Below are 23,752 nucleotides of genomic sequence, written 5' to 3' on the forward strand. Positions count from 1 at the left end.
ATAACATAAATTGATACATCGCGAGTAACTCAACTATCAATGATAACACAGACATAATTTATGGCGATAGCGCAAAGCCGTTTATTGTTCTTCTTCATAAGAAAAATCAATACCTTCCCGATTAAATGGCGAATAATCCATCCAAAGCAGGAAATAGTTTTTCTTTTTCTTTGAAATACACCCTATACCAAAGAGATCCACTAGGCGCCGTTAATTCTTCAATGATTAAGTTACCTTGTTTAAGAGTAATATATCGCTGAATTGATACCCATAACGTATACCCAAGATATACCACTCCAATCAAGGTAAGTATTTGTACATTGATATTATCTAATCCCCATATTTGCCAAAGAATATAGCTACAAAATATAACTTGAATTAAAACCCTAATCATAAATGCATTGCTGAAAAATGACTGGGCGTGCTGTAATGTTGCAAAACAGGGGTTAGCTAATGTCTGCCTTTTCTCTTCAACTGGAATACCTTGGATATAAACCATCCAATCTGATGTATCACTGTTTTTTAGTATTACTCCCTTTTCTTTCATTGCATGTATTTTGAACGATACCAATACTGCCCATCCCACACCAATAACCAGTAAATATGCGATAAAAGTACTTACAGAAAAAAATGCAAGGAACAAACTAATAACAATCAAACACGCTAACTTACCTGAATTAATCCAAAATGGAGCCACTTGATAATTCATTAATTACCTTAGCCTGTGCGTTATAGAAAAATAGACTCAATCATAGATGAGAATAAGTCTCATTAATATGATTTTATAACCAACGCCTCGTTTGTTTGTGATAACTATCCCATTCTGCTTTAAAGGATTTAGCTAAAAAGTTTTCTTCTTGCGGAATTGTATATAAATCGGTTACTAGCCAGAATACTAAGCCAGAAACTAAGAAATATGGGGAATGTGTTAATAGAGCCAGAGCCAAACTCATGGAAGTAAAAGCCAGATACATGGGGTTGCGGGATAATCGATATGGGCCATTTGTGATGAGGTGCGTTGCCCGCACACTCGGATTAGGCGATGTTTTATGTTTATAAAAATAAAATAAACTTGTTGCCACCCAACTGACACTTTCTAGAGCAACTAAAATCCCTAAAACCCCCAGCCAGCCAGAAAAATACCAATCTAACGCACCTTGTTTAAAAAGAAAATAAACTGCAACGCCATTCGCAATTAGCCAATTCAACAATGGAAATTTTAGAATTTTCATTATGCTGCCTTAAACTCAAAAATAAGGTAATCAGCATATTATAAAACAATAGAAAGGCTTTGTATGGGATATTACCAAGCAAAATAACTAACCCAAAAAATTAATTATTAGGCCCTAAAGAGAATACACTTTTTAACCCTTCTAATTTGCTATACTCCTGCTGGCATACAAGGTCACGAACATCTGACGGCATTGCATCAATCCTTGCTTGGATATTCGTCAGTTGCTCATCTAAGCTATTCATACCCTTAATATCTACAATGTCTTGGTTAACTTTAAGGTAGCTTGCAAAGTTTTGCAGATTATCCTCTAAGCTATCACAGACATTATTGCTCACTAAACTTTTAGGTAAAATTGTACTAAGCGATGTTGGCAATAGTTGAGATATAGTTGGATAAATATTTTGTTTCCACTGCTGAGGGAAAACAATCAAAATCATTGCGGTAGCCAAAACCAACAACATTGACGCCCCTGCGAATGTCGCTATGAGTTTTTTCATACCTATTCCTATTTCTTTAATAATTCATTAAAAATAGGATATATCACTCTACGTAAAGCTATTTTTAAAATTAAAAATCATTTGTAAAGAAATTCTCAGGCTTATTTAATAAAATTTCATACCCTCATAAGGGGCTTCTTGGCAGCTTTTTAAACGTTGCAATAAGCCACCCACATGCAGTTCTAATTTGTGCCCATCAGGGTCAAGAAAATAAAATGATTTCCCCTCACTCTTATTTTCTTTCCAAACAATGACATTAGCCTGTTTTAGTTTGGCAACACAGATAGGAAAATCTGCCTCACTAACTGTAAAAGCATAATGAGTGTAATCTGTTTCGGTATGTGAAAAAGATAAGCGTGTTTTATCTAACGATAAACATAACCATAAATCCCCACAGGAGATATACGCTCCATTTTTCCAACTTGCATGTAGCTTCATACCAAGTAATGATTGATAAAAGAAGATGCTTTTCTCAACATCAGTCACTGCAATGGTTAAATGGTTAATTCCAACTAACATACTATTTTTCATCCTATATGAACGCTAAACGATTTCTTTTAATGAATTTACATAAACTACCAGTAAATAACATTGTAACCGTTACAATCTATAACACATCAACATTAAGACAACCTGTTAATAGATGCCCTTAACCTTTTTATGACCCCCATAAAAAGGTTTTTTTTTGCCTATTATAATTGAATACTTTTAGCTCATCCACATATGTCTATGTTATTGATAAAGTTAATTGAGTTATTCACAAAGGAAACTGAGGGTTATCCACAGTTAATGTGAACAACTTTTTCGTCCCAGTACTCATTTGTAGTTTACATAAATTCTTAATCGTATTTTGTTTTAATATTAAAACATTAATCTAGGTAGATATGCTAAGGTACAGATCTATAACAAATTTTGTTATCATCTAAGATAAGGGTACTCATCTATCTAAACTGGGAGCTTGTATTTAATCACTATGACAAATTTCCTCGAGCTATTTCAAGCTGTTGGTATTGGCCTTGTTTTATTGCTTCCACTCGCTAACCCTTTAACAGCGATTGCGGTCATGCTCAGTATTTCCGCAAATATGACCAAAGAGCAACGTGATCACCAATCGTTACTCGCTTCTATTTATGTATTCGCAATTATGACTATAGCCTTTTATGCAGGCCAATTAGTGATGAATACATTTGGTATATCAATACCTGGGCTTCGTATTGCAGGTGGGTTAATTGTTGCATTTATTGGTTTTGGTATGTTATTTCCCAGTAATGATTCAGGAGAAGACCAAACAGCAGCAGCTCTTGATGACCCTAATGTCCCTAAAAAACGCCAAGAGTCACCCAGTATTGCCTTTGTTCCATTAGCAATGCCAAGTACTGCGGGGCCAGGTACTATTGCGATGATCATCAGCTCAACGGCCTCATTGCAAGGGAATGTCAGCTTTGCTCCTTGGGTATTAAAAGTAGCGCCAGTACTCACCTTTTTAATTGCGAGTCTAATCGTGTGGATTGGTTTGAGAGGTGCGACATCAATTATGCGATGGTTAGGAAATAGCGGTATTGATGCAATAGCCCGTGTAATGGGTTTCTTATTAATCTGTATGGGAGTGCAATTTGTTATCAACGGTATTGTTGAGATTGTCGCGCAACTCCCACACTTATTGAAGGAATATCAGTAAGACATCGCTAATGCATTGTATGCATTTTTAACTTTCCACAAATAGCGCGGAGCTTGTGGTGCGGGATGCTTAGTTTGAACGTGTTGATAAAACTCTTCAGGTGATAAACTATTAATCATAGCTATTGCCCTACTTTTATCATTATCAAACGTTCTTAATAGTGCCCCTGCGCCATTCACATAAGCCACAACTGTTGCGTAATATAACGTTTGCGGGTGGCTAATACCTGCAAGCTGCTGCTCCCTCAAAATTCGAATATATGCAGTGCCTATATCAATATTTTTTCGAGGGTCTTTTAAATCGCTAGAACTAGGTTCACCGGACTTTCCTTGATAACGATAAGCGTCTCTCCCCGCAGTTGATGCTTTAATTTGCATCAAACCAATCGCATTTGATTTGCTTACAACTTCCGGCCTGAAATTCGACTCTACCTCAATGATGGCCCTAATTAAAGTTTCATCAATACTGTAGCGGGCTGCTGAGTCCCGAATAAATTCATCAAAAGGAGTGCGAGGGAATACACCATTTTGTGTCGTCGCTGGCAAGGTGTTAGGGTTATCCAACATTCGTTGCTTCGCCACTGGTCTATCTGGTTCACTAGAACAACCAGCAAGTAGCAGTAACAGAATAGCCCCGCTAATCATTTTCTTCACTATTATAATCCTCTGCTACTTAAGCCGATGGAAGAATAACTAATCCTAGGAAAAATAAAATTATTTTTACTTAACTTTTACTTCAGGACGTGTTTTAGTCATACAAAATAACAATAAAAACCAGCATTTCATAATGGGTATGTATGTTATTCCACAATATTTGTGTTTATTTACTCAAACGATATTGATTATCATTATCAGTTGAGTTATAAAATGTAATTGTTATAAACCTTAACAACTATATGCTAGAAAACGCTAAACCAATAATGTCAGGGTCAATTTTTATGAAGAAGAATTTATCTCGTTTATCTGCACCTCTAATAACAACCTTATTTGTGCTAACAGCAATTATATTTGCTAGCCAACCCGCCTTTGCGAAAAAGTTTAAAGTTGTTACTACTTTTACAATTATTCAAGACATAGCACAAAATGTAGCTGGTGATGCCGCAATTGTCGAGTCAATAACCAAACCGGGTGCTGAAATTCACGGATATCAGCCAACCCCTAAAGACATAATGAAAGCCTACGATGCGGATTTAATCCTATGGAATGGTATGAATTTAGAAGTTTGGTTCCAACGTTTCTTTGAAAACTTCAAAAATGTCCCTGCTGTCGTGGTAACCGAAGGGATTGAACCCATGCCAATCCGTGAGGGTGAATATAAAGATAACCCGAACCCTCATGCATGGATGTCACCCGCTAACGCTAAAATATATATAGAAAATATCCGTGAAGCCTTAGTGAAATATGATCCTGAAAATGCTGAAGTATATAATGCAAATGCCAAAAAATATGCGGCGCAAATTGCAGCACTTGACGCTCCGCTTCGCGAACGTTTAAACCGTATCCCAGAAAACGAACGTTGGTTGGTGTCAAGTGAAGGGGCATTTAGCTATTTAACTAAAGATTATGGCTTTAAAGAGGTTTATTTGTGGCCGATTAATGCTGAAGAGCAAGGTTCTCCACAGCAAGTTAAAAAAGTCATTGATACTGTACGCAAATATAAGATCCCTGTCGTATTTAGCGAAAGTACGATTTCTGATAAGCCAGCTCGTCAGGTCAGTAAAGAAACAGGGGCAAAATATGGCGGTGTATTATATGTAGACTCATTATCCACTGCTGATGGTCCTGTACCCACTTATATTGACCTGTTAAATACGACTGTAGACACGATAGCGAAAGGATTTTCACAGTAATATGAATCACTCTAATCAATTCGAACACCCGAATCTTATCGTCGATGATGCAACTGTAACCTATAACAATGGCCATACAGCTATCTATGACGCAAGCTTCAATATCTCAGGTGGCTCTATTTGTGCTCTCGTTGGCGTAAATGGGAGTGGTAAATCGACGCTGTTTAAAACGATTATGGGGCTAGTCACCCCATCTTCTGGCAGTGTAATGTTAAACGAACAACCCATCAAAGCTGCCTTAAAAGAAAACGTCATTGCTTATGTTCCACAAACAGAAGAAGTTGACTGGAATTTTCCCGTTTTAGTTTCAGATGTTGTGATGATGGGGCGTTACGGAAAAATGGGTTTTTTCCGTATTCCCAAACAAGCAGATAAAGATGCCGTAAAAATGGCGCTAGATAGAGTTGACCTTACAGGGCTTGAGCATCGTCAGATAGGCGAACTCTCCGGTGGTCAAAAGAAACGGGTTTTTCTCGCTCGGGCTCTCGCACAAGAAGGTAAAGTTCTATTACTTGATGAACCGTTTACCGGTGTTGATGTTAAAACAGAAAATGCCATTATCGACCTATTACGCAGTTTGCGGGATGAAGGGCACCTGATTTTAGTTTCAACCCATAATTTAGGGAGTGTTCCTGAATTTTGTGATCATGTGATTTTAATTAATCGCACTGTATTGGCGAGTGGTCCGACCGAAACCACATTTACACAACGAAATTTACAACAAGCCTTTGGTGGGGTCTTGCGCCATATCAACTTGTCAGGTCAAGAACTTCATGACGACGATGACCCGCGTTCTGTTACTGTTATTACCGATGATGAAAGAGCTGCTGTCTTCTATGGTCATGACCATGATGCGCCAGTTCGAAAAAATCAAACTAAGGGTTCCGAATGATTGAAATGTTATTACAGCCCTTTCAATATGACTTTATGGTAAAAGCCATTTGGGTAAGCGCCATTGTCGGTGCAGTCTGTGCTTTTTTATCTGCATATTTGATGTTAAAGGGCTGGTCATTAATGGGAGACGCACTTTCCCACTCCGTTGTTCCAGGCGTGGCTGGTGCTTATGCGTTAGGTTTACCTTATGCTGCGGGGGCTTTCTTTACTGGTATCCTTGCGGCACTTGCCATGACATTAATAAAACATTTAACGCGGTTACGTGAAGATGCTGTCATAGGCTTTATTTTTTCCACATTTTTCGCTGCAGGTTTATTGATTGTTTCTTTAAACCCGACTTCAGTAAATGTGCAAAGTATTATTTTCGGTAATATTTTAGGCATTGCTGATGCTGATGTCTTACAAGTAGAAATTATTATCGGTGTTTCATTCATCGTTTTACTATGTCTATGGAAAGATTTATTAGCCGTCTTCTTCGATGAAAGCCATGCTCGTTCTATTGGGTTAAACCCGTTACGTCTGAAAATTATTTTCTTCACGTTATTAAGTGCTTGTACGGTCGCAGCATTACAAACTGTTGGCGCTATATTAGTTATTGCCATGGTAGTTACCCCAGGAGCAACCGCATATTTATTAACTGATCAGTTTAAGCGCTTACTTATAATTTCAGTTACCATTGGCACAGTCACGAGCGCAGTTGGTGCTTATATCAGCTATTTCCTTAATGGTGCTACTGGTGGTCTTATCGTCACATTACAAACCATTATTTTCCTGCTGGCATTCTTCTTTGCACCTAAACACGGTATTTTTGCTTCACGCCGTAAGGCAAGGAAAGAAGTCGCCCAGCTCCACCAATCACACCAACAAGGAGCATCTCATGAGTGATTTTATTGACGTATTGATGGCTCCGTTTGCATTTCCATTTATGCAAAAAGCACTCGTTACCGCAATAGTCACTGGGACCGTCTGTGCTATTCTCTCGTGTTTTTTGGTGTTAAAGGGCTGGTCACTAATGGGGGATGCTATTTCCCATGCTGTTTTGCCGGGTATTATTATCGCTTCAGTATTAGGTATCCCTCTCGCTATTGGGGCATTTGCTTCGGGTTTATTCTGTGCTGTTGCAACAGGTTATTTAAAAGAAAATAGCCGAATAAAAGAAGATACGGTTATGGGGATCGTTTTCTCAGGTATGTTTGCCATTGGTTTGGTTATGTTTGCCAAAATCGATACTGAGCAGCACCTCACACATATTCTTTTTGGTGATATTTTAGGGATAACCAATAGTGAGTTTAAACAGATTTTACTGTTTGCCGGAATCACCATCGCAATTATTTTACTGAAGCGTAAAGACTTTATGCTTTATTGCTTTGATCCAAACCAAGCCCGTGTGATTGGCCTACCCGTCAAGCTGATTCATTATGGTTTACTGTCTTTACTTGCATTAACCATTGTCGCTTCACTGCAAGCTGTTGGGATCATACTGGTTATTGCCATGCTGATCTCACCGGGAATTATTGCGTTTGTTCTGTGTCGGAGCTTCGGGAAAATGCTCGTTGTCGCGATTATCGCTTCGGTAACATCAAGTGTGATAGGAACTATTCTAAGCTTCCATATCAACGCTACCACTGGGCCAACAATTGTAGTGACTCAAGCAGTTTATTTTGTAATTGCTCTGTTATATAGCAAATTAGTGTTAGCTCGAAAAAGAAACCAAACTAACCCTCAAAGTATGCATACCGCATAATGCATTGAGAGAAAAAATAAAAGCTGAACCGCTGTATGATAAGTTCAGCTTTTTCCTTTCTGAATAAAGATAACATACAAACACTTTGGCATACTGATATCCCTCCTCTTTTATTGATAAAATTATTAACTAACAACACTATTAAAATGGTTAATTATTTTCTCCAGCAGACCTCGGGGTTAATTAATAAAAAACAAGTAAACCGAACCGCCTCTGCAATAACCTAGATTTAGGTTTTATACCTGATAATTATTCAGTTTTTTCGTGATACCCTCTTATTTTTAAACAATTATCACTGTTAATTCCTAAATTATCACTATAGTATTGTATTAATGAATACCAAAGCAGAGGCGAGGTGAGTCATGTGGCAAGCAATGTGTCGTTTATTAAGTGAACACTTAGGTGAGGCAGAGCTACGTAACAAAGTCATTCTCTCTGGTGGTGATATTCACCATACGCTACGAATTGACTACGGCGACCATACCGTGTTTATTAAGCAAAATCGGCGTGAATTTTTACCTTTGTTCAAGCAAGAAGCCGAACAACTTGAAATGCTCGCTAAAAGCCAAACCATAACTGTACCAAAGGTTTATGGTGTAGGTAGTAACAAACACCACAGCTTTCTTCTTCTCGAATATTTTCCTCTTAAACCCTTTGATAGCACCAACGCTTGGCACTTTGGTCAACAATTAGCAAGGTTACATCAATGGGAAGAGCAACCCAGCTATGGGTTTGATTTTGATACCATGCTAAGCACTGTGGTTCAGCCCAATGGTTGGGAAAAGCGCTGGAATTCATTCTTTGCAGAAAAGCGGATTGGCTTACAATTACAACTTGCCTCAGAAAAAGGGATGGTTTTTGCCGATATTCAGCAAATTGTCGATATTGTTAAACACAAGCTAGCAGGTCACCAACCCCAACCCTCTCTTTTACACGGCGATTTATGGCCTGCTAACTGCTCTATCACCCATCAAATTGATGGCGTACTTTATGACCCAGCATGTTATTGGGGAGATAGAGAATGTGATATTGCTATGCTCCCACTATATAAAGAATTACCAATACAAATTATTGATGGCTACCAAAGCGTTTGGCCACTTCCAAATGGTTTTTTAGATAGGCAACCCATTTACCAGTTGTATTATTTAATCAATCAAGCCCATATTTTTGGTAATGAACAAAGTTATCAATTAGCACGTACTATTGTAGATAACCTACTCAACGAAAAATAACTTTTTAGCAACTCTAATCACAAAGTATCAACCAGCCAAATAAGTTGCGTTATGAATTAGCGGTAAATACTGATATCTCGGGGAGCATACCTAAGTATGTGCCCCGAGTCGCTAAACACAGCCAACACTCTCATAACGTAAAATTTGAAAATCACCAGTTCAAGAAACGTAATAGAAAATACAAGGCAATTCCTAAAACAATAGGCCAAAAATAAAGAATAAAAAATTGTGTAAAAATAGTGTGCCGTGGAATAGTCACTTTTGCTTCGAGTTCTTCTTTGGAAATTTCTAACCCCTTCGCTTTTTCTATAATCACGTGGTCTTCTAAGCTTTCGCGAATAAATTTAATTTGCCGGTACATACGTAAACCTGAAGCACTAAGCGCTAGCCCAACAAAAATAAAGATAAAAATAATGATAAAACCGATATTGCTACCTGAAAAGCCATTCGCGACTTGAGGCACTGGTGAGTTATTCCAAAAGAAATTTAAAAACGGTGTCGTTTGACGTACCATTTCAGCCATTAATTTAATAAAGTCATTGGCAACCGCATTAATGCCTTCACCTGCAAGCCCTTTCATGCCAGCAAGTTTAATTAAAGACGCTAACGTCGAAATTAATGCTACCAGAAAAACAACCCACCCAAAAATACGTTTGCCGATCGCGACATAATTGGCATTGTGGTAATTCATTACTGCTTTTCCTCAGAGTTATTATTCTTGATAAACTTTCATGGCTAATAATAGCTGAAATAATGAAATGCCTCCAAATTTCAATTCATTATTGATAGTAATAATTCGACTTTCAGAATGTTCAACATACTAACATCCTGGGTTCAAGGCGATTTATCGCGCAGAATGCCTAATTATCTTGCCATAAAGCTGATAATACTGATGTCAATTAATACGAATATTAGCCCTTTGCTGGTACTATAGTTGGCTCGTTAATTAATACGACCTGAATGGAGTTTTGATATGTACCATAACCTTCCCATCCAATCGGTTATTTTTGATATGGATGGTTTATTGATCGACTCGGAACCTTTCTGGGCACAGGCTGAACTTGAAGTTTTTTCACAACTTGGTGTCGACGTTTCAATTGCAGATACCCTGCCTGATACACTGGGTTTACGTATTGACCATGTGGTTGAACTTTGGTACCACGCTTCCCCTTGGCAAGGATGTAGCCAAGAAGAAGCCAAACAACGAATTATTGACCGAGTTGTTGGCTTAGTTGAAGAAACTCGCCCCATTTTGCCAGGCGTACAACATGCGATGGAACTTTGCCGCTCGATGGATCTAAAAATAGCCCTCGCTTCGGCTTCCCCCCTGTACATGTTAGAAAAAGTGTTAAACTTACTGGATATTCGTGACTACTTTTCTGCCGTCGTTTCCGCAGCGGATTTACCGATGAGTAAACCACACCCAGAAGTTTACCTTAAAGCAGCCTCTGAATTATCAACTAAACCAATTAATTGTGTTTCATTGGAAGACTCTTTTAACGGTATGATTTCTGCGAAGGCTGCAAGAATGCGCTCTATTGTTGTGCCTGATAGCCAGCATTTTAATGACCCTCGCTTTGGCTTAGCCGATATCAAGCTCACCTCTTTGAATGAGTTAAAGGCTGAGCATTTACGTTAAGAATCAGTATGTTGATTAATTATCACTCACCCCTGCCTACTTAGGTAGGGGATTTGCTTAAAAATATAAAATCCTTTCCTTATTTGCTAATAAATAAGAGTTTTTTTACCTTTCTGCCTCTATCATATTCTTTTCAAACACTTTATACTGCCAATTAACTGTATAGATAAACAGATGGTATTTTATCCACCATGACTGCTGAAGGGCATCTGCTTTTTTCCGTCGCCTCTTTAATAATGGCCCATAAACTTCAACTCACCCCTGAGCTTGCTCAAGGTGATTGGCTACACATGGTTCCGGGTGCATTATTAGGCGCGTTATTACCCGATATTGACCACCCTTCATCTCTTCCCGGCAGGTTGCTACGCATTTTTTCATTACCAATTTCTAAACTCTGCGGTCACCGGGGTTTTACTCATAGCTTAGTTGCATGGTTACTAGTAATGGCAGCTTGTTATCAATGGATGCCAATAGAATGGCAAGTGCCAAATGACCTTATTCAAGCCTTTTTATTAGGTTACCTCAGCCACCTAATCGCCGATATGCTTACACCTTCTGGTGTACCGTTTTTATGGCCATTACCTCAACGTTTTTGTTTTCCCATTATTCGAGGGAAAAATAGCAAACGAACAGAGCGTTTTATTGCTGTTATTTTGACGGTTTGTGCCTGTTTTTTGCCTATTGGATACCAACTGGATTTTTATAGCCAAATTGAGAATGTGATAAAATACATTCATTATCAGTTAGATACTCACTTTGCTATCTAAATTAAAGTTTTGTCATATACTGTAAGTATGAATAATACTATCTTATTACCATTTGATATAAGAAAAGTGCTTTTTCTATTGATAACATATAACCAGTTGTTTGAAGCAACTAAATCCTTATAACCATTAAGGATTAAAGGGCAAGTAACATACCTTATAAAAATATGATTTGGAGTTCGGAATGAATATTCCTCTAATTATTAATGTGCTCGGCTTTGTAGCACTGCTAATACTGTTGGCAAAACTGGGAGCTAAAGGCTGGAGCCTATCTAAAAAAGTGTTAGTAGGTCTGGTTTTTGGTGTCGCCTATGGCGTTATACTGCACCTAGTTTATGGCAGTGGTCATCAAACGGTAAAAGACTCCATTCTATGGTTTAATATTGTTGGTAATGGTTATGTTCAGCTATTACAAATGGTAATTATGCCATTAGTGTTTGCTTCAATTTTAAGCGCAGTAGCAAGGCTACATAAAGCGTCATCACTGGGTAAAATTAGTTTTTTAACCATTGGTACATTGTTGTTTACCACGGCTATTGCCGCATTAGTTGGTATTTTAATTGCTAACGTATTTGGTTTGACTGCTGAAGGCCTAGTCCAAGGTCAGTCAGAAACAGCTCGTCTATCCGCTATTGAAAGTAACTACATTGGTAAAGTCTCTGACTTAACTGTACCTCAGTTAATCTTATCCTTTATCCCTAAAAACCCATTCGCAGATTTAACCGGTGCTAATCCAACATCGATAATCAGTGTCGTTATCTTTGCTGCCTTTTTAGGGGTAGCCGCTTTACAACTGTTTAAAGATGACAAAGAGCGCGGTGAAAAAGCATTAGCAGCAATTGATGTATTACAAGCATGGGCGATGAAGTTAGTTCGCTTAGTGATGCGTTTAACCCCTTATGGTGTTATGGCGCTAATGATTAAAGTGGTTGCGAGTTCGAATCTTCACGACATTATTAACTTGGGTACTTTCGTTGTCGCATCCTATGTGGCACTTGCCATCATGTTTGTTGTACACGGTATATTGGTTACCTCTACCGGCTTAAACCCAATTAAATTCTTTAAGAAGGCAGGCCCTGTATTAACATTTGCATTTACGAGCCGTTCGAGCGCAGCAAGTATTCCATTAAATATTGAAACACAAACTCGTCGTTTCGGTATTCCTGAATCTATTGCCAGTTTCTCTGCCTCTTTTGGGGCAACCATTGGTCAAAATGGTTGTGCCGGTATTTACCCTGCTATGTTAGCCGTCATGGTGGCACCAACAATGGGGATTAACCCATTTGATCCCCTCTGGATCGCAACGTTAGTTGGTATTGTCACAATCAGTTCAGCGGGGGTTGCTGGTGTCGGTGGTGGCGCAACATTCGCAGCATTAATTGTGTTGCCAGCAATGGGGCTACCCGTCACTTTAGTCGCACTATTAATCTCTGTTGAACCATTAATTGATATGGGTCGTACCGCATTAAACGTCAGTGGTTCAATGACCGCCGGTACGGTGACGAGCCAACTTATGGGAGAAACGGATAAAACCGTATTTAACCAAGACGATGATGGCGAATTAAAACATGTCTAGTTTTTAAACATTCATCGATACAAAAACCTGCTTATAAGCAGGTTTTTTATTGCTGTAAATTTATGATTAATCACATTAACCCTGCATTTAATAATAAAACACGGGCTTTTATACTGAAAATCATTGCCATCAACTAACATAACATTAGATAATAAAATCTGAGCAACGTTTTCTTGAGCTTCCTGCTTGTGTTGCGTCATCCCATTTTCTATGGGAATTCTATCAACATTTATTTGTGGTTTTTAATATGACTAATGTCCATATACTAAAAACTGATCCTTCAGATAACCCCTGTATAAGCTGCGGTGCTTGTTGCGCCTATTTTCGTGTCTCATTTTATTGGGCTGAAGCCGAAAGCGGCGGCGGTGTTGTTCCCCAACATTTAACTGAGCAGATTACGCCGTTTATGAGCTGTATGCAGGGTACTAACCAAAAACAAAACACCCGTTGTACCGCCCTAGAAGGTACAATAGGCAAATGTGTATCTTGTTCCATTTATGCTCAAAGGCCTACGCCGTGTCGTGAATTTGAGCAATCTTGGCAGGATGGAATATATAATGAAGCCTGTGACAGAGCGCGAGCAGCGCATGGTTTACCGCCTTTAGAGCCTCACCACCCGCAAATCGCTTGCTAACCGTCAATGACCCAGAGTTCTCTGGGTTATCTTTTCTGGTTATGAATAAAAGTTGATTGCCCGCGCTCTTGCAAACAAATGCTATGAAGCTAATTTAAACAATTTCATTCATGACTTGCATAGCTAACTCGAAGGAATATAAACGTGCTTGATGATCGAAAATTTGACCATTTACCATGATTTCATCGGCTTGAGTTTGGCGTAAAATGGTTTGTAAACCGTAACCCACCTTAGTTTTATCCCCCACTAATGACATCCCCAATGCTTGTTGCACACCAAATTCCTCTGCTGGCGACCAAATGTTTTCCATACTTTCAACAGGGGCGGGAAGCTGCGATGGCTGACCTCGGCGCAACATAACGAAAGCTTGTTGCATCGACGTAAATAAAAACTCAGCCTCGCGCTGGGTGTCTGCCGCAATAATATTAATGCAGACCATGGCATAAGGTTTTGACAACCGTGATGATGGCTTAAAGTTAGCACGATAAACCTCAAGTGCTTGCAGCAGCAAGTCCGGTGCAAAATGTGAAGCAAACGCAAATGGCAACCCCATTTGAGCCGCTAACCTCGCACTGTATAAGCTTGAGCCGAGTAGCCATACGGGGATTTTCTCACCATACCCAGGAACCGGGCGTACCGCAGGCTCTGGGTTAGTTGCATCAAACCAACTCACGATTTGTGCTACATCTTGCGGGAAATTATCAATATCCGTATTCATATGACGACGTAATGCTTGCATTGTCCTTTGGTCACTTCCAGGGGCTCGCCCAATACCTAAATCAATTCGCTCAGGATACAACGTATTAAGTGTGCCAAATTGCTCGGCTATCACCAATGGTGAATGGTTCGGTAACATGACGCCCCCAGAACCAAGTCTCAAAGTGTGAGTATTCGCGGCAAGGTAGCCAATTAACACTGAAGTCGCTGCACTAGCTATCCCTGTCATATTATGGTGCTCTGCCAACCAATAACGGTGATAACCCAATTTTTCCGCTAATTTTGCGATATCAAGGGAATGAGCGAAAGCCTCCTTGGCTGTGGAACCTTGAATAATTGGTGCTAAATCAAGCAAAGAAAGGGGTGTTTTTTTATCAGACATATACGCTCACTTTGTTAGGGTTTTATTGATATAGAACCTAACTTACCATCGTAGACTATCCGATTTGATGTCTCCAGTGCTTAAGTTCCCATTAGCACAAGAGGTCTAAAAATGTAAAAAAAAGTCTACTAACCCACTGTTTTCTCATGAATATGAATTAAGATTGAACAAAAAGTGCAGTAATTAAGGAGCTTCAGTCAGCGGAGGTAAAAGCGATTGCGGGTGGAAATCAATTGGTTAACTATTGGTTCATCACCAATATAAAGGAAATCGCAATGAAAAAAATAACTACCAGTTTATTCGCCCTAACGTTAATGTCTATCGGCTTTGCTGCGACAGCAGCAAACATCGGCAATGGAGGGAATAACCACATGCCACGTCAACATATGGGAAATGGCAATCACCATAATATGGTTTATAGCGTGGCGGAACAGACAACTACCCCAAATGAAACAATAAAAAAGCTGGCGGATAATACACCTAAAATTGAAGATGGCAAACGCTACATGGTTAAAGTAACCGTGATGGAAGTCCCTGAATTTAAGAACATAACTCCAATGCCGATGCCTAAAGCTAACAATACACCAGTAACCCAGTAGTAAGCTATATCAGTTAACTTACATGGCGTTATCGGCAAAACCTTTTTTATCGATAACTATAATCGACTAGCCTTATAAGATAGAAGCCGATATCTTAGCCACATAATAAAGAGTTCTATATATCCTACGATTGCCTCTGTTTATCAGGGGCTTTTTTTTGAACTTTTTCTGAATTTTATCCCCTCTTCTAGTAATAATACCTAATAGCGACTAACCTTATTTAAGCAGATATTTATTTGCTGCTTATGATTTATTCCTCGGTTTTCATATTTTTAACCACAAAAGTCAGGAGCCTACCATGGGGTATTATGAATTAAAAAAATCTACCAAAGATGTTGCTCAGCCTTATTATTTCGTTTTAAAAGCAGCTAACCATGAGATCATTGCGACAAGTGAAATGTATGCATCTAAACAATCTGCATTAAAAGGTATTGCGTCAGTACAAACCAATGGCCCTTCTGAGACGATTAAAGACTTAACCGCTTAATTGATAGCCCCTACTTTCTTTAGGTAGGGGCTTTATCGCGCTAATTACAATTAGTTGTATTCTAAATTAACCGAAGTAGCGCAGTGACAATTGCCGCAGACAAAACTATGACAATAAATGGTTTTTTATACCATGTAAGTACGCCTGCAACTAACACCCCTACTATTTTTTGCCAATCCGACAACTGTTCTCCTGAAAATAATGTAGAGGTTACGGCCACAGAAAACAAAATAATAATTGCTGCCGCTGAAAAAAGGGCTTTGCTATTTTCCGATAAAATCACCCGGCCTCTAAGTAATGCACCAGATGCGCGCATTAAATAAGTACCGACCGCTAGTAGTAAAACCCCGCAAAATATTAACCATGGGCTGTTTGTCATGACTATTTCCTTATATAAATAACTAGGCTCAATAATGCGAGTAAAACAGGTATCCCAGCAGGTAAGACGGGGGTTACCAAAACAGCAATAACGGCGCCCACAATGGCCGTAATCCGTAAGCGTTTATCCGTGAGCGCAGGCAATGAAAGCGCTAAAATAATCGCAGGAAACATAGCATCCATGCCATAGACATGTGTGTCACTGATTAAACTGCCTAATACTTCCCCAATCAGTACACCTATAGGCCAACAAAGTAAAATCCCGACCCCACACAGCCAAAATGCGGCGCGTTTTTCTGTATTTGTTTCTTGTGCTAAGCCAAATACAACGCTTTCATCGTTCATGATGTGGTAACCCAATAGCGCTTTTGCCCCCTTGCCTGTTAGGTCACTAACCGCAAAACTAAAAGGAATATGCCTTGAATTAACCAGTAGACCCGCTAAGGCAGCTGAAATGGGGCTTCCCCCTGAAAAAATAACCCCAATAAATAAAAATTCAGAGGCTCCAGCAAGTACTAAAATAGATAACGTCAGAGGGACCCACCAATCAAAACCTTGAGAAAGGGCAAGTGCACCATATGAAATACCGACAATTAAGTCCGCAATACAAACGAGAGCGATATTTTTCACTGTGCTATTATTAAGTGTTGAAGTTAGCATTTTCCAATCGTTCGATATAAAATACATTTGTTCATTATGTCGATCTTTACTATAAAGTGCAATCAATACTCAGAAAAATTCAAGTTGCAGGTAGGTGACAAATGCGTAAGCCTCATCATCTGTAGCGAGTATTATAAATAGGATAAAAAATTGAACTTACCTTCGCCCCCCATTGAGTTGATCTCCAAAGCACTGGCTCGTGAAAGGCAAAAAAATGGGTTATCGTTGTCCGAGTTATCTCGTAAAGCAGGTATTGCGAAGTCGACCTTATCGCAATTGGAATCTGGTAGTGGTAACCCAAGTATCGAAACCTTATGGGCGCTTTGTGTTGCGTTAGATATCCCTTTTGCTCGTTTAATTGAAGAAAAACAAGATGCTGTCACTGTGATACGCCACGGGGAAGCCCTTCCCGTCAGTGCGGAACATGCTAATTATTTAGCATTTTTATTATCATCTGCACCTAATGATTCACGACGTGATATTTATACTGTTATTGCCCAACCGGGTCGTGACCGTATTTCAGAACCACATATGCATGGTGTAAGTGAACATATCATTATTATGGCCGGTAGGGCTTTGGTTGGCCCATTAGATAACCCTGTCGAGTTAAAAGTTGGGGATTATATTCATTATCCAGGAGATGAGCCGCATATCATGCGAGCCTTAGAACCCAATACGATGGCCGTTATGGTCATAGAGAAACAAAATTGACATCATAAATACCTATAACACTCTAATAGCCATAGACTATATTAATTGGAGCTTAAAACATGCCCTACTATGATGAAATTATCGAAAAAGTTGACCGGCTCATTGGTGAAAACTCTGTTCACCATATGAATGAAATGCTAATGCAGTTATCCCATGACCCACAACTCAATGAAGACCAACGTTTTACACAACAACAGCGTCTAAGGGAGGCTATATTTGCCCACCATAATGTATAGCGACCAAATACTTAGCCGCTATACTGAGTGTTAATAAACAAAATAAATAGGCAACAAAGTCAAAGGGAGGCCCGGTATAGGTAGAATAACGAGCCCTAAGAACATTAACATACTCAATTAAAATTCCTGCTGCTGTAAATAGGCCCATGCATATTGTGCATGTAACTCAGCCCCCGTCGCCATCGTATCTTCATCGATATTAAAACAGCCGTGGTGATGTGCCCATTGCGTATCCTTCTCAGCATTCCCGGTACCTAGCAACGCAAAACACCCCGGAATATCTTCAATGTAGAAGCTGAAGTCCTCGCCCCCTGGGGTTGGCCTTTCGTTGATCAACGCTTGCTCACCAAAGGCTTGCGAAATAACTGACTGAGCAAGCAGTGCGCTGCGCTCTTCATTGATCACAGGTAAAGTCCCATAAATATAATCGACTTGTGCTGTTGCACCATAAATCGCTGCAGTATGTTCTGCATAACGGCGGATAGCGGCTTCAATACGATTACGCGTTTCAATATCGAAACACCGTACCGTTCCGTCCAATACCGCATTTTCAGCGATAACATTAAAGCGAGTTCCCACTTCCATTTTACCAATCGTTACCACTGCTGAATCTAATGATGAGGTTTCACGAGAAACAATAGCTTGTAAATTCATCACAAAAGCCGAAGCAACAACCGCAGCGTCTATTGTCGCCTCTGGCATAGAACCGTGCCCACCTCGCCCTTTAAAGGTGACTTTTAATAAATCCGCAGACGCAAATGAACCGCCAACATTACAAGAAACTTTGCCTGATGGCGTCGTTGTCCAAATGTGCATACCAAACACGTTATCCACATTTTCGATAGCCCCTTGTTTGATCATCGCTAATGCACCCTGAGCAATCTCTTCCGCAGGTTGAAAAATCAAACGCACATTGCCGGCTAACTCTTCACGTACCTCGTATAGCGCTTTGGCCGCGGTTAACAACATGGCTGTGTGTGCATCATGACCGCAGGCATGCATTTTCCCTGCTGTAGTGGATTTATATTCTAACGAATCGTTTAATTCCAATACGGGTAACGCATCAATATCAGCACGTAATGCAACGGTTTTGCCTGGCTTCGCCCCCTTGATTTCAGCGATAACCCCTGTTGGCTCAGTTAAGCGATATTCTATGCCTATTTTGTCTAATTCTTCGGCAATACGTTTTGTTGTACGTACTTCTTCAAATGGCAATTCAGGATGAGCATGTAAATCACGTCGAAATGCAATCATTTCTTGAGTATGTTTTTTGATTGCGGCTGTAATAGTTTTGCTGATCATTTTTCTACCTTTTACCCCATCACAAAATAACGTTTTGCATGGCTTATATAATTAATAATTAACATTCTATGAGTGACTTAACGGTTTCAAACATCACATCAACACCGCGTGCAATTTGTGCATAATCAGTCCATTCATCCGGATGATGACTAAGCCCATTGCGACTTGGGACAAATATCAGTCCCGTTTGGGTGATCTGTGCAAAAATCATCGTATCATGCCCTGCACCACTGACCATGCTACGAAAACGTAGCTTTTGAGCGCTGGCATGTTCTTGCATTAGAGTATGAATCTCGCTATTTAGCTCAGTCGGTTGAACATATAATGGCTGAATAATGTCACTGCTTATTCCCGCTTCAGTACTTTCTTGCTCTGTTAAAGCCATAATTTGAGCGATGACTTTTCTAAGGGCTTCATCGTTTTTAGAACGAATATCAACACTGAAGGTGACTTCACTTGGGATCACGTTAGCCCCATTTGGTAAAACCGCCAACCGTCCCACTGTCGCGACAGTATTATCCCCCGCAGCTTCTGCAAGCTTAGGGATTTGGCTGATAATTCGGCTAGCGCAAACAAGGGCATCTGCGCGCATATTCATCGGTGTTGTGCCAGCATGCCCTGCTTTACCTGTGAGTTTTATTTCTAACTGGCTAATACCAACAATTGTTTCGACGATGCCAACATCTTCATTCGCCTGTTCTAATACGGGGCCTTGCTCAATATGTAATTCTAAAAAGGCTTTCACTTTTTTAGGGTCAAGCACAGCTTCTGACGCTTTGTCGGCATTAAAACCCGCAGCAGCCATTCGCTCAGCGGCACTTACCCCTTGCCTATCTTTTAATTGGTGCAATTCTTTGGTGCCAATTAGCCCCGTGATCACACTTGAAGCCATCAAACCACGGCCAAAACTGGTTCCTTCTTCTTCCACCAGCGCAATCACCTCTAATGGGTACTTTGGTGTTAAGTTTTGTTCGCGTATCCGAGCAACAACATCTAACCCCGTGACTATCCCCGCTGGTCCATCAAATGCACCACCGTGAGGAACTGAATCAAAGTGAGAACCAATAATAACTGCCGGTAAATCAGGCTGTTGACCTTCCAAACGCCCATAAATATTCCCGATCGCATCTTCGCGAACGTGTAAACCTAATGCGGTCATTTCCTGCTTTAAATAATCACGAGCTTGTTTATCTTGCTCGCTATAGCTCATCCGCGTTGTACCTTGACCTGGTGTCGCAGTATATTCTGCCAATTGTTCTAAATGGCGCTGAATTCTTGAAGTACTTGTTTCCATTGTTTTATTTACCCCGCTACTGGAACAATATACGCAACCATAATGCCCGCTAATACCACAGAAACCATAGTGACAGAAATAAAACCACCCACTAACATTGGCCCTAACATATGGCTAGTTAATACTTGGCGCTCTTTTTCATCTTTTGTTAATGCATTAATCGCTTCATTGGTAATGATGTAATCTGCAGGGAAACCATACAATGCAGTGAGCGCAACAGCAAAAGCCATTTCTTTAGTCACGCCTAGAATTTTGCCAACAATCCATGATGCGATAAACATTCCAATCACTGCAGCACAAATTAATACCACCATCGGATAAACTAGGCGTAATAACATATCTGGGGTGGCATGGTTTAATGTATCAAAAATAAACAACATTAACGCCATAATAGCAAAGCCAAAGCCATTAGCCTTTTGCAATGGCTGCCTTTCTAAAAAGCCTAATGAAGATGCAATTACACCGAATAATAAGCACAGTACAAAAGGGCTAATACTAACAAAAGGTGCGGCAAAACTGGACGCTAAATATGCTAAATACCCTACGAAAGCTAGACGTAAGAATTTGAAATAGCTTGTATTATAGTGGCTAGGAATTTTTTTAAACATACGAGGCATTTCGTCTTCAGAAACGAGTGTTTTGACTTCAACCTCTTTTGTTTCTCCAGTAGCTAATGTTTCTTTCCATTGACCATTACGGTATTTTTCCAGAACTCGGCGCCCTTCTTTTTTTAACATTATTGCGGTTAACGGATAACCCGCAAAACCTTGCATAACATAAATTAAAATAGCGAAAACCGATAAATCAACCAAACCAGCTTCCGCTGCACCTTTTGACATAATTAGTGAAGAGACAATACCACCAACTAATGGAGGTACAGCAACCAATACTGTATTTAAATCGAATAGCATTACGCCAATAATTAAGGTAAAAATGATGATCCCTAAAATACCCGCTAATGAAACTAAAATAGTTTTCCACTGACGCAATAATTCTTTTAAAGATAACAGTGTTCCCATATTGGTAATTAGCAAATACATTAAGGCAATTGCCACCACTTGAGGAATACCCGCAATACTGACAATATCTTTTGGGAAAATAGTCCAATAACCGATTAAAAATAATACCGCACACACGAAAACAGAAGGAACCCACGCTTTCGTTCTAACCGCAATAGCATCCCCGATATATAATATCCCCACAATCAGAAACAGAGCTAACATCTGTGACATAACTTTTTCCCCGCATTTATCTTTTTTTATTAGATTATTTTTTGGTGTTATAAGCTTTTAATTTATCTTTTAACTTTATTAAAAAATTTATTTTGTTTGATAAAACATCAGTATTAAGAGCAATTCGCTGCAAAAATACAAAATTGCAACAAAAATCATAATAACACCGAAAATACAGATGTATAGATAACAAAACAGGAATTAAGTAGGTTAGAATAAAGGTAATAATCTTGTTCAATAGTCAGATATAACAACAGAAAGCATCGTCTCCTTAATATCATCTTAATGATAGTTCAGATATTAATATTTAATCTCACTTATTAGCTTATTTATAACAAGATCGACTATAGACTAAATTTTAATCTATGAAATTATATTCTATTGCTTCAGGATGTATTTTCAATAAATCTCGCGATAACAGCAGAAACAGCCTTACAAATATGACTAATATTTCCATTTGCGTGGAATATTATACTTTATTTAACCGTTAATCTGTTTCTCTTTATATTGCCACTGTAAAGGAGGATATACCTTTCGCTTTTTTTGCCTTTTCTAATACCTTATTTACTCTCTAAATGAGAAAAGCCCTATAACCATAATATGGCCATAGGGCTCGATTTGAGTTTAATAAAATAAGTTAATTACTCGTTTGCTGCTCTACTACAGACTTAGTGGTTTTTACCTTACGATTATTTTCAAAACCCGGTTGTGGGACTTTAATAAAGAATGTCAGAACACCTGCAAAAATATACAACCCTGTATACGCCCAAACCACGCCAACAATATCAAAGAAAGGTAAGACCAAACTGGCGATCGCAGGCGCAGCAAAGTTACTTAACCCAGCCGAAAGATTATAAATAGAAACCGCTGCGCCTTTATGGTTAGGCTCAATACTTGGGAAAACCGCAGTCATAGGTACAAAGGCAGCGACAAAAATCCCTAATAAAATGGCAGGTATTAAAGCAATCGCAAAGTTATGCCCAAAATAGACCGGTAAGTAGTAAAACATCAGGCTTGAGATAGCCATGCCTAAACAGCCAAACCACCTGACTTGGCGTATCCAACCTATATGCTCCCCAACAATCCCCCAGAAAATATTAGTAAAAATAGTCACAAAGAAGAACACGGCCCAAATTTGTAACCATTCTGAGATGGTAAACCCTAAGCGGTCAACAAATAGCAATGGCATGATGATCGCAAAACCAAACAGAGAAATCGTGTTAATGATGCGAATCAAACTGGCCATAAAGATATCTTTATTGGTGAATAAAATGGTCGCAGCACGCGACAATTCCGCCATTTTATCCTTCATGGGTAAGTTTACTTTTGAACGGTCTACTGGAACATGGCGTAAGCTAAAATAAGCAATCGCACCACCAACTGCGACCCAGCCGATTGCCATCCATAATGTGCCGGTTTCCCCTATCATTGGAATAGAAAAACTAGGTAAATAGCTACCAATTACACCTATCCCAACAGAATACATCGCCCAAAACCACCCAGTTGCGGCAGCAAGGTGAGCTCGGGGGATCACCTGTACTAACATCATCATAAATGAGTAAATAAATAGCGGGTAAGCCAACCCACGAATACCGTAAAATAATAACATTAGAGTATAGCTTTTCAGGCCTAAACCAAAAGCCATAAATAAGGCATGCATCACTATCCACAGAATAAACCCAATCATCATCGCTTTAAGTGGAGTAATAATTTCAGCCACCACACCCGATGCCCATGCGGCAACCGCTGCCATTAAGCCATATACCGTAAATACCATAGCGGATTGCGTCGGTGTAAAACCTAAGTCAGTAATATGTTTGGATAAAAAAGCCATTTCAAAACCATCACCACTCATAAAAATAGCGATAGCGATGAACCCCCAGAACAAATGCTTAGGTAAACCAAGCCAATACTGCTTCTGTTCCATTGCAGTTTCCTCATTGTCATTTTGTTATTTTAATCAATCGCGAAGAGTTAACAGTAATGGCGGTGTGTAGGGAACACCGCCATACT

General features: G+C 39.4%; 27 protein-coding genes. 14 read left to right on the forward strand and 13 right to left on the reverse strand.

Going from position 1 to position 23,752, the window contains the following annotated elements:
* Positions 1-121: 121 nt before the first annotated feature.
* From ABE954_RS12915 to fos, 4 genes are all read right to left on the reverse strand, one after another.
* Positions 122-709, reverse strand: a complete 588-nt coding sequence (locus tag ABE954_RS12915; protein WP_048606987.1) for a hypothetical protein — start codon at positions 707-709, stop codon at positions 122-124.
* Positions 710-782: 73 nt separating this feature from the next.
* Positions 783-1,232, reverse strand: coding sequence for an isoprenylcysteine carboxylmethyltransferase family protein (locus tag ABE954_RS12920; RefSeq protein WP_042844075.1), 450 nt, complete (start codon positions 1,230-1,232; stop codon positions 783-785).
* Between the two features lie 100 nt (positions 1,233-1,332).
* On the reverse strand, positions 1,333-1,731 hold the full coding sequence (locus ABE954_RS12925) for a hypothetical protein (protein WP_042844076.1): 399 nt from the start codon (positions 1,729-1,731) through the stop codon (positions 1,333-1,335).
* Positions 1,732-1,836: 105 nt separating this feature from the next.
* Positions 1,837-2,250, reverse strand: coding sequence for a fosfomycin resistance glutathione transferase (fos, locus tag ABE954_RS12930; RefSeq protein WP_042844077.1), 414 nt, complete (start codon positions 2,248-2,250; stop codon positions 1,837-1,839).
* A gap of 454 nt (positions 2,251-2,704) precedes the next feature.
* Between fos and ABE954_RS12935 the strand changes: the two genes are divergently transcribed.
* Positions 2,705-3,409, forward strand: coding sequence for a MarC family NAAT transporter (locus tag ABE954_RS12935; RefSeq protein ID WP_042844079.1), 705 nt, complete (start codon positions 2,705-2,707; stop codon positions 3,407-3,409).
* On the opposite strand, the gene ABE954_RS12940 is transcribed toward ABE954_RS12935, so the two are convergent.
* Complete coding sequence (locus ABE954_RS12940) at positions 3,403-4,062, reverse strand: transglycosylase SLT domain-containing protein (RefSeq protein ID WP_042844080.1); 660 nt, start codon at positions 4,060-4,062, stop codon at positions 3,403-3,405. The two genes, ABE954_RS12935 and ABE954_RS12940, sit on opposite strands and share 7 nt — an antisense overlap.
* A gap of 284 nt (positions 4,063-4,346) precedes the next feature.
* On the opposite strand from ABE954_RS12940, the gene ABE954_RS12945 reads away from it, so the two are divergent.
* The 5 genes from ABE954_RS12945 (at position 4,347) to ABE954_RS12965 (ending at position 9,128) form a co-directional block, all read left to right on the forward strand.
* Entirely contained in the window at positions 4,347-5,258 is a 912-nt protein-coding gene (locus ABE954_RS12945) for a metal ABC transporter substrate-binding protein (RefSeq protein ID WP_071548016.1), read from the forward strand.
* A gap of 1 nt (position 5,259) precedes the next feature.
* Complete coding sequence (locus tag ABE954_RS12950) at positions 5,260-6,150, forward strand: manganese/iron ABC transporter ATP-binding protein (RefSeq protein ID WP_042844082.1); 891 nt, start codon at positions 5,260-5,262, stop codon at positions 6,148-6,150.
* Entirely contained in the window at positions 6,147-7,037 is an 891-nt protein-coding gene (locus tag ABE954_RS12955) for a metal ABC transporter permease (RefSeq protein WP_042844083.1), read from the forward strand. Before ABE954_RS12950 ends, ABE954_RS12955 begins: the two co-directional genes overlap by 4 nt.
* A complete protein-coding gene (locus ABE954_RS12960; RefSeq protein WP_042844084.1) occupies positions 7,030-7,896 on the forward strand; it encodes a metal ABC transporter permease in 867 nt (288 codons plus the stop codon). The genes ABE954_RS12955 and ABE954_RS12960 overlap by 8 nt, the downstream gene beginning before the upstream one ends.
* Positions 7,897-8,258: 362 nt before the next feature.
* Entirely contained in the window at positions 8,259-9,128 is an 870-nt protein-coding gene (locus tag ABE954_RS12965; protein ID WP_042844086.1) for a fructosamine kinase family protein, read from the forward strand.
* Between the two features lie 151 nt (positions 9,129-9,279).
* On the opposite strand, the gene ABE954_RS12970 is transcribed toward ABE954_RS12965, so the two are convergent.
* Positions 9,280-9,819 (reverse strand): YniB family protein, encoded by a 540-nt coding sequence (locus ABE954_RS12970; protein WP_042844087.1) that lies wholly within the window; start codon positions 9,817-9,819, stop codon positions 9,280-9,282.
* Positions 9,820-10,101: 282 nt separating this feature from the next.
* On the opposite strand from ABE954_RS12970, the gene hxpB reads away from it, so the two are divergent.
* The 4 genes from hxpB to ABE954_RS12990 all read left to right on the forward strand — a co-directional run bounded on the left by hxpB (position 10,102) and on the right by ABE954_RS12990 (position 13,741).
* Positions 10,102-10,767, forward strand: a complete 666-nt coding sequence (gene hxpB, locus ABE954_RS12975; RefSeq protein WP_042844088.1) for a hexitol phosphatase HxpB — start codon at positions 10,102-10,104, stop codon at positions 10,765-10,767.
* A 191-nt stretch (positions 10,768-10,958) separates the two neighbouring features.
* Positions 10,959-11,534, forward strand: a complete 576-nt coding sequence (locus ABE954_RS12980) for a metal-dependent hydrolase (protein ID WP_166687177.1) — start codon at positions 10,959-10,961, stop codon at positions 11,532-11,534.
* Positions 11,535-11,715: 181 nt separating this feature from the next.
* On the forward strand, positions 11,716-13,107 hold the full coding sequence (locus ABE954_RS12985; protein ID WP_042844090.1) for an L-cystine transporter: 1,392 nt from the start codon (positions 11,716-11,718) through the stop codon (positions 13,105-13,107).
* 247 nt (positions 13,108-13,354) lie between these two features.
* Complete coding sequence (locus ABE954_RS12990; protein ID WP_042844092.1) at positions 13,355-13,741, forward strand: YkgJ family cysteine cluster protein; 387 nt, start codon at positions 13,355-13,357, stop codon at positions 13,739-13,741.
* A 94-nt stretch (positions 13,742-13,835) separates the two neighbouring features.
* Here ABE954_RS12990 and ABE954_RS12995 read toward each other — a convergent pair whose 3' ends face one another.
* Positions 13,836-14,840, reverse strand: a complete 1,005-nt coding sequence (locus ABE954_RS12995) for an LLM class flavin-dependent oxidoreductase (protein ID WP_042844093.1) — start codon at positions 14,838-14,840, stop codon at positions 13,836-13,838.
* A 275-nt stretch (positions 14,841-15,115) separates the two neighbouring features.
* Between ABE954_RS12995 and ABE954_RS13000 the strand changes: the two genes are divergently transcribed.
* Together ABE954_RS13000 and ABE954_RS13005 are read left to right on the forward strand one after the other, a co-directional pair.
* Positions 15,116-15,439: a hypothetical protein gene (locus ABE954_RS13000; RefSeq protein WP_166687146.1), complete on the forward strand. Its 324-nt coding sequence runs from the start codon at positions 15,116-15,118 to the stop codon at positions 15,437-15,439.
* A gap of 298 nt (positions 15,440-15,737) precedes the next feature.
* Positions 15,738-15,926, forward strand: coding sequence for a YegP family protein (locus ABE954_RS13005; protein ID WP_042844096.1), 189 nt, complete (start codon positions 15,738-15,740; stop codon positions 15,924-15,926).
* Between the two features lie 61 nt (positions 15,927-15,987).
* On the opposite strand, the gene ABE954_RS13010 is transcribed toward ABE954_RS13005, so the two are convergent.
* Both ABE954_RS13010 and ABE954_RS13015 read right to left on the reverse strand, forming a co-directional pair.
* The gene (locus ABE954_RS13010) at positions 15,988-16,305 is read right to left on the reverse strand and encodes an AzlD domain-containing protein (RefSeq protein ID WP_042844097.1); all 318 of its coding nucleotides are present in this window, start codon (positions 16,303-16,305) and stop codon (positions 15,988-15,990) included.
* A 2-nt stretch (positions 16,306-16,307) separates the two neighbouring features.
* The gene (locus tag ABE954_RS13015) at positions 16,308-16,964 is read right to left on the reverse strand and encodes an AzlC family ABC transporter permease (protein ID WP_042844099.1); all 657 of its coding nucleotides are present in this window, start codon (positions 16,962-16,964) and stop codon (positions 16,308-16,310) included.
* A 150-nt stretch (positions 16,965-17,114) separates the two neighbouring features.
* On the opposite strand from ABE954_RS13015, the gene ABE954_RS13020 reads away from it, so the two are divergent.
* On the forward strand, positions 17,115-17,675 hold the full coding sequence (locus ABE954_RS13020; protein WP_042844101.1) for a helix-turn-helix domain-containing protein: 561 nt from the start codon (positions 17,115-17,117) through the stop codon (positions 17,673-17,675).
* A 59-nt stretch (positions 17,676-17,734) separates the two neighbouring features.
* On the forward strand, positions 17,735-17,911 hold the full coding sequence (locus ABE954_RS13025) for a DUF2526 family protein (RefSeq protein WP_071548014.1): 177 nt from the start codon (positions 17,735-17,737) through the stop codon (positions 17,909-17,911).
* 117 nt (positions 17,912-18,028) lie between these two features.
* Here ABE954_RS13025 and ABE954_RS13030 read toward each other — a convergent pair whose 3' ends face one another.
* The 4 genes from ABE954_RS13030 to ABE954_RS13045 all read right to left on the reverse strand — a co-directional run bounded on the left by ABE954_RS13030 (position 18,029) and on the right by ABE954_RS13045 (position 23,666).
* Complete coding sequence (locus ABE954_RS13030) at positions 18,029-19,213, reverse strand: amidohydrolase (protein ID WP_166687145.1); 1,185 nt, start codon at positions 19,211-19,213, stop codon at positions 18,029-18,031.
* A 58-nt stretch (positions 19,214-19,271) separates the two neighbouring features.
* Positions 19,272-20,507, reverse strand: a complete 1,236-nt coding sequence (locus tag ABE954_RS13035) for a Zn-dependent hydrolase (protein ID WP_166687144.1) — start codon at positions 20,505-20,507, stop codon at positions 19,272-19,274.
* Between the two features lie 8 nt (positions 20,508-20,515).
* Positions 20,516-21,739, reverse strand: a complete 1,224-nt coding sequence (locus ABE954_RS13040; protein WP_042844104.1) for a hypothetical protein — start codon at positions 21,737-21,739, stop codon at positions 20,516-20,518.
* A gap of 637 nt (positions 21,740-22,376) precedes the next feature.
* Positions 22,377-23,666, reverse strand: a complete 1,290-nt coding sequence (locus tag ABE954_RS13045; protein ID WP_042844105.1) for an MFS transporter — start codon at positions 23,664-23,666, stop codon at positions 22,377-22,379.
* Positions 23,667-23,752 lie beyond the last annotated feature (86 nt).

The organism is Providencia sp. TYF-12, assembly GCF_041344805.1.
Lineage (GTDB): Bacteria > Pseudomonadota > Gammaproteobacteria > Enterobacterales > Enterobacteriaceae > Providencia > Providencia huashanensis.

Excerpts from the sequence above, each read along its gene's own strand:
- ABE954_RS12915 (WP_048606987.1), bottom strand. The coding sequence starts at position 709 with ATGAATTATCAAGTGGCTCCATTTTGGATTAATTCAGGTAAGTTAGCG.
- ABE954_RS12920 (WP_042844075.1), bottom strand. The coding sequence starts at position 1,232 with ATGAAAATTCTAAAATTTCCATTGTTGAATTGGCTAATTGCGAATGGC.
- ABE954_RS12925 (WP_042844076.1), bottom strand. The coding sequence starts at position 1,731 with ATGAAAAAACTCATAGCGACATTCGCAGGGGCGTCAATGTTGTTGGTT.
- fos (WP_042844077.1), bottom strand. The coding sequence starts at position 2,250 with ATGTTAGTTGGAATTAACCATTTAACCATTGCAGTGACTGATGTTGAG.
- ABE954_RS12935 (WP_042844079.1), top strand. The coding sequence starts at position 2,705 with ATGACAAATTTCCTCGAGCTATTTCAAGCTGTTGGTATTGGCCTTGTT.
- ABE954_RS12945 (WP_071548016.1), top strand. The coding sequence starts at position 4,347 with ATGAAGAAGAATTTATCTCGTTTATCTGCACCTCTAATAACAACCTTA.
- ABE954_RS12950 (WP_042844082.1), top strand. The coding sequence starts at position 5,260 with ATGAATCACTCTAATCAATTCGAACACCCGAATCTTATCGTCGATGAT.
- ABE954_RS12955 (WP_042844083.1), top strand. The coding sequence starts at position 6,147 with ATGATTGAAATGTTATTACAGCCCTTTCAATATGACTTTATGGTAAAA.
- ABE954_RS12960 (WP_042844084.1), top strand. The coding sequence starts at position 7,030 with ATGAGTGATTTTATTGACGTATTGATGGCTCCGTTTGCATTTCCATTT.
- ABE954_RS12965 (WP_042844086.1), top strand. The coding sequence starts at position 8,259 with ATGTGGCAAGCAATGTGTCGTTTATTAAGTGAACACTTAGGTGAGGCA.
- ABE954_RS12970 (WP_042844087.1), bottom strand. The coding sequence starts at position 9,819 with ATGAATTACCACAATGCCAATTATGTCGCGATCGGCAAACGTATTTTT.
- hxpB (WP_042844088.1), top strand. The coding sequence starts at position 10,102 with ATGTACCATAACCTTCCCATCCAATCGGTTATTTTTGATATGGATGGT.
- ABE954_RS12980 (WP_166687177.1), top strand. The coding sequence starts at position 10,959 with ATGACTGCTGAAGGGCATCTGCTTTTTTCCGTCGCCTCTTTAATAATG.
- ABE954_RS12985 (WP_042844090.1), top strand. The coding sequence starts at position 11,716 with ATGAATATTCCTCTAATTATTAATGTGCTCGGCTTTGTAGCACTGCTA.
- ABE954_RS12990 (WP_042844092.1), top strand. The coding sequence starts at position 13,355 with ATGACTAATGTCCATATACTAAAAACTGATCCTTCAGATAACCCCTGT.
- ABE954_RS12995 (WP_042844093.1), bottom strand. The coding sequence starts at position 14,840 with ATGTCTGATAAAAAAACACCCCTTTCTTTGCTTGATTTAGCACCAATT.
- ABE954_RS13000 (WP_166687146.1), top strand. The coding sequence starts at position 15,116 with ATGAAAAAAATAACTACCAGTTTATTCGCCCTAACGTTAATGTCTATC.
- ABE954_RS13005 (WP_042844096.1), top strand. The coding sequence starts at position 15,738 with ATGGGGTATTATGAATTAAAAAAATCTACCAAAGATGTTGCTCAGCCT.
- ABE954_RS13010 (WP_042844097.1), bottom strand. The coding sequence starts at position 16,305 with ATGACAAACAGCCCATGGTTAATATTTTGCGGGGTTTTACTACTAGCG.
- ABE954_RS13015 (WP_042844099.1), bottom strand. The coding sequence starts at position 16,964 with ATGCTAACTTCAACACTTAATAATAGCACAGTGAAAAATATCGCTCTC.
- ABE954_RS13025 (WP_071548014.1), top strand. The coding sequence starts at position 17,735 with ATGCCCTACTATGATGAAATTATCGAAAAAGTTGACCGGCTCATTGGT.
- ABE954_RS13030 (WP_166687145.1), bottom strand. The coding sequence starts at position 19,213 with ATGATCAGCAAAACTATTACAGCCGCAATCAAAAAACATACTCAAGAA.
- ABE954_RS13035 (WP_166687144.1), bottom strand. The coding sequence starts at position 20,507 with ATGGAAACAAGTACTTCAAGAATTCAGCGCCATTTAGAACAATTGGCA.
- ABE954_RS13040 (WP_042844104.1), bottom strand. The coding sequence starts at position 21,739 with ATGTCACAGATGTTAGCTCTGTTTCTGATTGTGGGGATATTATATATC.
- ABE954_RS13045 (WP_042844105.1), bottom strand. The coding sequence starts at position 23,666 with ATGGAACAGAAGCAGTATTGGCTTGGTTTACCTAAGCATTTGTTCTGG.